A 6,635-nucleotide genomic window follows, 5' to 3' on the forward strand; every position below is an offset into this window, starting at 1 on the left:
CTGCTACTTGGCAGTGATCTGTCTGTCTTGTCAGCGTCGCGCCTTATCGTAGTGATCCATGAGCGACATGTTGCCGGCCTCGCCGTCGAACGGTTCGATCCTGGCTGTCCCGCCCCCTGGTGCGGTGCGGGACGAACTGGCCGAGTTGGTGGTGCGGGACCTGCTCGGGCCGGTGGGCGGCGAGATGGAGGAGGTCGCGGACGCTCCGACGGATTGGTATGTGCTCGGGCGGCTTGCGCCGAACGGCACCACGATCTTTCCGGAGGAGCTGGACGCCCCGCTCGGCGACAGCAGGTTGGCTGGCGCGGACGATGGGGCACCGGACGCGGATGCGCCGAACGTGCCGAGCCTGAGCCCGTCTTCGATCGGGTTCACCGCGCGGGTACGCGGTGACGCGGACCGCTTGGAGGTGACCGGGGAATGGGCACGCTATGTCCGCGCGCGCTCGACGGATCCGAGCGTCGAGAAGCTGATCTGGCGGCGTGAGCCGCACGTCGGCAGCGTCCCGGTCAAGCTGGTCGAGGGTGTCGTGGAGCCGCTCGTTCTCGACAGCGAGGACGAGAAGATGGTGTTGCGTGGACGGGTACGTCGCTTCGGGGACGACTGGCTGGTCACGCTGTTCCTGGTCAACACGACTGAGACCGATTCCAACTCCCCGCTGCACTGGGCCTTCCAGGCCGAACTCTCGGCGACTGGGGCTGAGGCCGCGGCGGTGTTCCTTCCCCGGCACGAGCCCGGCTCCGGCGGCGACAGCGCCGACCGGGCCGAGCAGCGACGTCTGGCGATGGCGTACCGGTTCAGTCCGGAATTCGCGGTGGGGCACGCCACCGGCGTACACGCGACGGCAAGTGACTCCGATCCGATGACGGCGGTCGCGATTCGAACGAAGGCTGCACCGCACTATGACATCGCGCAGACCGACGCCCCGTCAGCACACAGTGACCCGGACTTGCCGGAGTTGGCTGACCTGCTGGTCGACATGAAGGTGCTGGCCACGTGCGAAAGGCAAGAGCTGCGCGCGGGGCTGATGCCGCTGGTGGCCGGCTACCGGGCATGGATCGGGCGGTCCGAAGCTCGAGTCGGGCAGGAGGGCCAGCACCTTGACGAGTACCGAACCCAGGCGGGTGAGGCGCTGCGGGATGCAAAACGGGCAGCGGACCGTATCGAAGCGGGGATCGAGCTGGTGCTCGGAAACGACGACGCATTGACCGCGTTTCGGTTCGCCAACAGCGCGATGCACCTGCAGCGCATCCACACCCGGGTCGCCGCGGCGCGGCGCCGTGACCCGTCCCGTGATGTCGAGGGAGTGTTCCTCGAGGAGGACCAGCCGGTCCACCGGTCTTGGCGCCCGTTCCAGCTCGCGTTCCTGCTGCTGAATCTGCCTGCCCTGACGGATCCGGCGCACCCGGAGCGTGCCACGGGGGCTGAGGCGGTGGCGGATCTCCTGTGGTTCCCCACCGGTGGTGGCAAGACCGAGGCGTACCTCGGCCTGACTGCCTACACTCTGGCCATCCGCAGGCTTCGACCTGATCTCGGCGGTCTCGACGCGTGCCACGGGGTAGCGGTCCTCATGCGCTACACACTTCGGCTGCTGACGATCCAGCAGTTCCAGCGCGCCACCGCGTTGATCTGCGCTTGCGAGGTCCTGCGCCGGGCGGACGAGACGCGGTGGGGCACGGAACCATTCCGGATTGGGTTGTGGGTCGGCGGAAAGGTCTCTCCGAACACGACCGACCATGCGGATAAATGGGTCAAGGACGTACGGAAGGCCAGTGGGCGGCCCAATCGGGATTCGGGCTCGCCCTACCAGCTCACCAGCTGCCCGTGGTGCGGCACGAAGATCGAGAAGGGACGCGACGTGGAGGTCGACATGACTCTTCGCCGCACCTACCTCCGCTGCCCGGAGCTGTTCTCCTGCCCGTTCGGCGGCTGGGACCCGAACGGGGAGGGCCTGCCGGTCGTCGTGGTCGACGAGGAGATCTACCGGGTCCTACCGAGCCTGGTCATTGCGACCGTCGACAAGTTCGCGCAGCTGGCCTGGAACGGGCGCACCCAGGCCTTGTTCGGGCGGGCGTCACGACACTGCTCACGCCACGGGTATGTCACGGCGCAGATCGCGGATGAGAGCTGGGAGACCGGCAGTCATATCGCGGAGGGCCGCTACCGATCCGCGGCGCTCACCACAGCCGCACAGGTGCGTCCGCCGGATCTCATCGTCCAGGACGAGTTGCACCTGATTTCAGGCCCCCTGGGATCACTGACCGGCCTGTACGAAGCCGCCGTGGACCGGTTGGCCACCTGGGAGTACGCACCGGGCAAGACGGTGCGGCCCAAGGTGATCGCCTCGACAGCCACAGTCCGCCGCGCGGAGCGGCAGATCCACGCCCTGTTCGACCGGCGCACCGAGGTCTTCCCGCCGCAGGGCCTGGAGATCGGCGACAGCTTCTTCGCCCGTCAGCGGCCTGCCGACTCGCATCCAGGACGCCGCTACATCGGGATCTGCGCGCAGGGGGTGCGCACAAAGTCCACAATGATTCGCGTGTACGTCGCCGTGCTCGCCGCCGCTCAGACCGTGCACAAGAAGTACGGAAGCAACCCGGTGACCGACCCGTACATGACGCTGGTCGGCTACTTCAACAGCCTGCGCGACCTCGGCGGTATGCGTCTCTCCGTGGAGGACGACGTCTCTACCCGACTGGAACGCGTCAACGAGCGTGGCCTGTCCCGGCGCTACGACTTGAGACTCGAGGAACTCACCTCACGGCTGACCTCGGAGAAAATCAAGGACATCCTCGATCAACTGGAGTACACCTTCCCCAAGGCGAACAAGCTGACGCCCATCGACGTGCTCCTGGCCACCAGCATGATCGCCGTCGGCGTTGATGTCTCCCGCCTCGGCGTCATGGTCGTGGCCAACCAACCCAAGTCCACCGCCGAGTACATCCAGGCGACCAGCCGAGTCGGCCGTGCCACCCCGGGCCTCGTCTTCACCGTGTTCAACTGGGCCCGCCCACGCGACCTGTCCCACTACGAGACCTTCGAGCACTTCCACTCCACCGTGTACCGGCACGTCGAGGCCCTCTCCGTAACTCCGTTCGCCGAGCGCGCCATAGACCGCGGCCTGGCCGGTGTCCTGGTGGCGCTGGCCCGCAACCTGGACGCCGGCGATAACGGCAACCTCGGCGCGCAGACCTTCGACACGCACAGCAGCAAGGCCGACCACATCGTCCGCTACCTCGAACGCCGCGCGGGCGAGATCTCCACCAATCGCACCGTCGCAGCTCGGGTACGCGAAGAACTCGACAGCCTCCTGGACCTGTGGGCGCGCGAGCAGCGCCGCCCCGCGACCCGGCTTGCCTTCGACGCCAAAGGCAAGGCCGACGACATCGTGGGACTGCTCCGCAGCCCGGACGCTGGCCCCTGGGGCCCCACAACCTGTCCGACCTCGTTGCGCGAGGTCGAGCCGGGTATCCGTCTGGTCCTGCGAGCTGCACCGGGCAGCATCGACGACCATGAGAAACACCCCTTCCTCCCACGTACAACCCCGGACATTGATGGCGCCAGGCAGCAAGGGGACCTCTCATGACCAGCACCACGAGCGTTTCACGACCGGCGGACGAGCTGCGAGTCGGGGAGCTGCGGCCCAGCCAGCTGCTGCACACCTACGGAGTCGGCGCGGTCGCGGACCTGCCGAACCTCTCGGTGATGATCCTCGGACTCGACGAGTGGGCGTTGGAGCAGGCCGCGATCGTTCCCGAGGAACGGCTACTCGCGGCGGTGCGCAGCAAGCTCGGCAACCAGGTCCAAAATCTCCGGATGCCGCCGTACACGCCGGAGGACCCGAACGACTTCAGCGGCGCCTGGTCGCGGATCGGCGTTCCAGTCGCGGTGTTCCCGGGCTGGCTGCGGTGCACCGACAATCGCTGCAACCGGCTCGCACCGGCTGACTCCGGGCTCTTCCATCTGCTGCCGAACAGCTTCGCGCCCGACCAGACCCGCTACGTCCACTCCTGCCGCGAGAGCGGGCGCAGGCGGCCTACCGCAGTACCGGCCAGGTTCGTCTCAGCCTGCCCAGCCGGGCATCTCGACGACTTCCCGTGGATGTACTTCGTCCACCGAGGTGCGCCGCACGGGCCGGACCACACGCTGAAGCTGGTCGAGCGCGGCACCACCGGTGAGGCGGCGAACATCTTCGTCGAATGCTCTTGCGAGGTGAAGGCCCGTTCCATGGCCGAGGCCATTGGTACCCGCAGCGAGCTCGTCCTGCCGGCCTGCCGGGGCCGGCACCCGCACCTGGGGACCTTCGAGCCCTGTACCGAGCAGACCCGGACCATGGCGCTGGGCGCCACGAACGGCTGGTTCGCGATGCAGCTGCGGGTCTTTTCCCTGCCGCACGCTGAGAACCCGGTGGACAGCGCGGTCGCCGAACACTGGGCCGGACTGCAGGTGGTGGCGAGCCTGCCACGCGAGACCGCCCGCCTGGTCCTGCCTACGCAGGTGATGTGGCCGCAACTTGAGCGCTTCGGCGCGGACGAGGTATTGAACGCGATCGCCCGCCACCGTGACGGAATGCAGTCCGGCGCCGTCGAGGACGTGGACGCACTGGACATTGCCGGCCCGGAATGGCTCGCCTTCACCGGCCGTCCCCAGAACCATCCTAATTTCAGCGTCAGCAACGAGCCCGTACCGCCCACCCACCGCAATTGGCTCAGCCAGGTGCGGCTCGTCAAGCGGCTCCGAGAGGTATCAGCCCTGTACGGGTTCAGCCGGATCGACGCACCGGAATGGGGATCCGCGACCAGCGGCGGACCGGTACAGGAGGAGAACCGCGCACCGCTGACCAGCTCTGCGCCGAGCTGGGTGCCGTGTGCGGAGACCCGCGGCGAGGGGATATTCCTTCGCTTCGACGAACAACGGGTCGCCATCTGGGAACAGAACCCGGACGTCATCCGACGCGCTGGCATCCTGAGAGCCGCACATCGGAAGTGGTGCGCCCAGCGCCGGACCGCCGCGGAGTGGCCGGGCATCCGCTACCTGCTGCTGCACACCTTCGCCCACGTCCTGATCCGCGAGTTCGCCCTGGAGTGCGGCTACGGCGCCTCCGGCATCGGCGAACGTATCTACGCACGCTCCGGCAACGACCCGATGGCCGGGATCCTGCTCTACACCGCGGCCCCCGACAGCGAGGGCACCCTCGGAGGCCTGGTCACCCTCGGTGGGCAGCACCGGCTCGGCGCTCTGATCGACCAAGCGCTCGAGGCCGCGCGGCTATGCGGCTCGGACCCCCTGTGCGCCGACCACAACCCGGTCGCCCACGGCCGCCTGCACGGCGCAGCCTGCCACGCCTGCCTGTTCGCCGCGGAAACATCCTGCGAACGAGGCAACCATTTCCTGGACCGCGAACTGCTCGTCGAGACGTTCAGCGGCCGGCCAGGCGGATTCTTCACGCCATGACCGGCCACAAGGTCGGCCAAGCCGCGATCCCCCTTCCCGAAGTGATCTCTGAGCTCGTCGCAAGCCTCCCCGAGACCCATCTCGCAGCCTGGACCAGGGCATTGCGCACCATCAAAGCTCCCGACGATCAGACAGAGTCCCGTCTCATCGCCGCGCATCCCGGCGCGGGACTCGGGCCGCGCGCCGCTCTGCTGCTGTCCGCCTGGAGATCCACCGATCCGCAACTGCCAGGGCCCGCTCTGGCCCTGGCCCTCGAAGCTGCCATCTGCCGCTACGAGCAGGACCTCGCCTCCCACCATGTCGACATCGTCGTCTCCGGCCCGCTGAGCGGTACCGTGCCGCTCAGACTCACCGCATCCGCGGCAGTCGAGGTCATACGGTCGGCGACCCGCACGCTCCTGCTTACCAGCTACGCCGCATTCGGCATACAGGAGATCGTCGAGGAGATCACAGAGGCCGCAGATCGTGGCGTCAGCGTGAACCTGGTCCTGGAGACCGCGCGCTCCGCCGGCGGCAGGCTGCACGGAGAGACCGACGGGCGTATCGCATTCCACGCACTGCGCTTCCACCCGGACGTGCACTTATGGCAATGGGCGAACGCCGAGCGGCGCGGCTCTAGCGGCCGACGCGGCAGCATGCACGCCAAGGTCATCGCCGCTGACCGAAGCACCGTCCTGCTCGGCAGCGCGAACCTCACCGACAACGCGTACAACGACAACTTGGAGGTCGGTGCCGTCATCCGCGACCCGATCGCCGTCGGCAAGCTCGTCGATCACTTCACCACCCTGATGCACTCAGAAAGCAGCTTGCTTGTCCGATTGCCGTGGGTACCCTCCCAAGGAAACGGAGTTGACGAGAGCGACGGACGTACCTGAACCACGGTCGAGGTGCCCTACGGCTCATGCGCCCACCTCTGCTCGGTCCGGGCCTGGCGCTGGTGGAAGGAGACCGCCCGGCTGACCCCCGAGGTAGTCCGGCCTTGGGGGAACATCGCTCGCCTGCAGCCCGCAGAAGGGGTGAATTACTGACGGCTTCCGGGCTTTCCTCGGCGACACCTCGAGCTTTTCCGCGTGGTCATGACTGGCTGATGTATTGATCACGAGCGTTGTTAACGCTGGCCGGGCTTGATCATGGCGAAGACCTCCGGTGTGGTGGAGCTGTCTAGGACTGCACCGCACGGA

3 protein-coding genes are annotated in these 6,635 nt (G+C 67.5%); all 3 read left to right on the top strand.

The window, feature by feature from the left end; translation table 11 throughout:
• Positions 1-58: 58 nt before the first annotated feature.
• Genes drmA through drmC form a run of 3 tightly spaced genes read left to right on the top strand, consistent with a single transcriptional unit; the run spans position 59 to position 6,329 of the window.
• Positions 59-3,586 (top strand): DISARM system helicase DrmA, encoded by a 3,528-nt coding sequence (drmA, locus tag ACIBK5_RS43065; RefSeq protein WP_399028874.1) that lies wholly within the window; start codon positions 59-61, stop codon positions 3,584-3,586.
• Positions 3,583-5,454, top strand: coding sequence for a DrmB family protein (gene drmB, locus ACIBK5_RS43070; protein ID WP_399028876.1), 1,872 nt, complete (start codon positions 3,583-3,585; stop codon positions 5,452-5,454). Before drmA ends, drmB begins: the two co-directional genes overlap by 4 nt.
• Entirely contained in the window at positions 5,451-6,329 is an 879-nt protein-coding gene (gene drmC / locus ACIBK5_RS43075) for a DISARM system phospholipase D-like protein DrmC (RefSeq protein WP_399028878.1), read from the top strand. Before drmB ends, drmC begins: the two co-directional genes overlap by 4 nt.
• The last annotated feature ends 306 nt before the right edge of the window (positions 6,330-6,635 follow it).

Source organism: Streptomyces sp. NPDC050546, assembly GCF_044457425.1.
Taxonomy (GTDB): Bacteria; Actinomycetota; Actinomycetes; order Streptomycetales; family Streptomycetaceae; genus Streptomyces.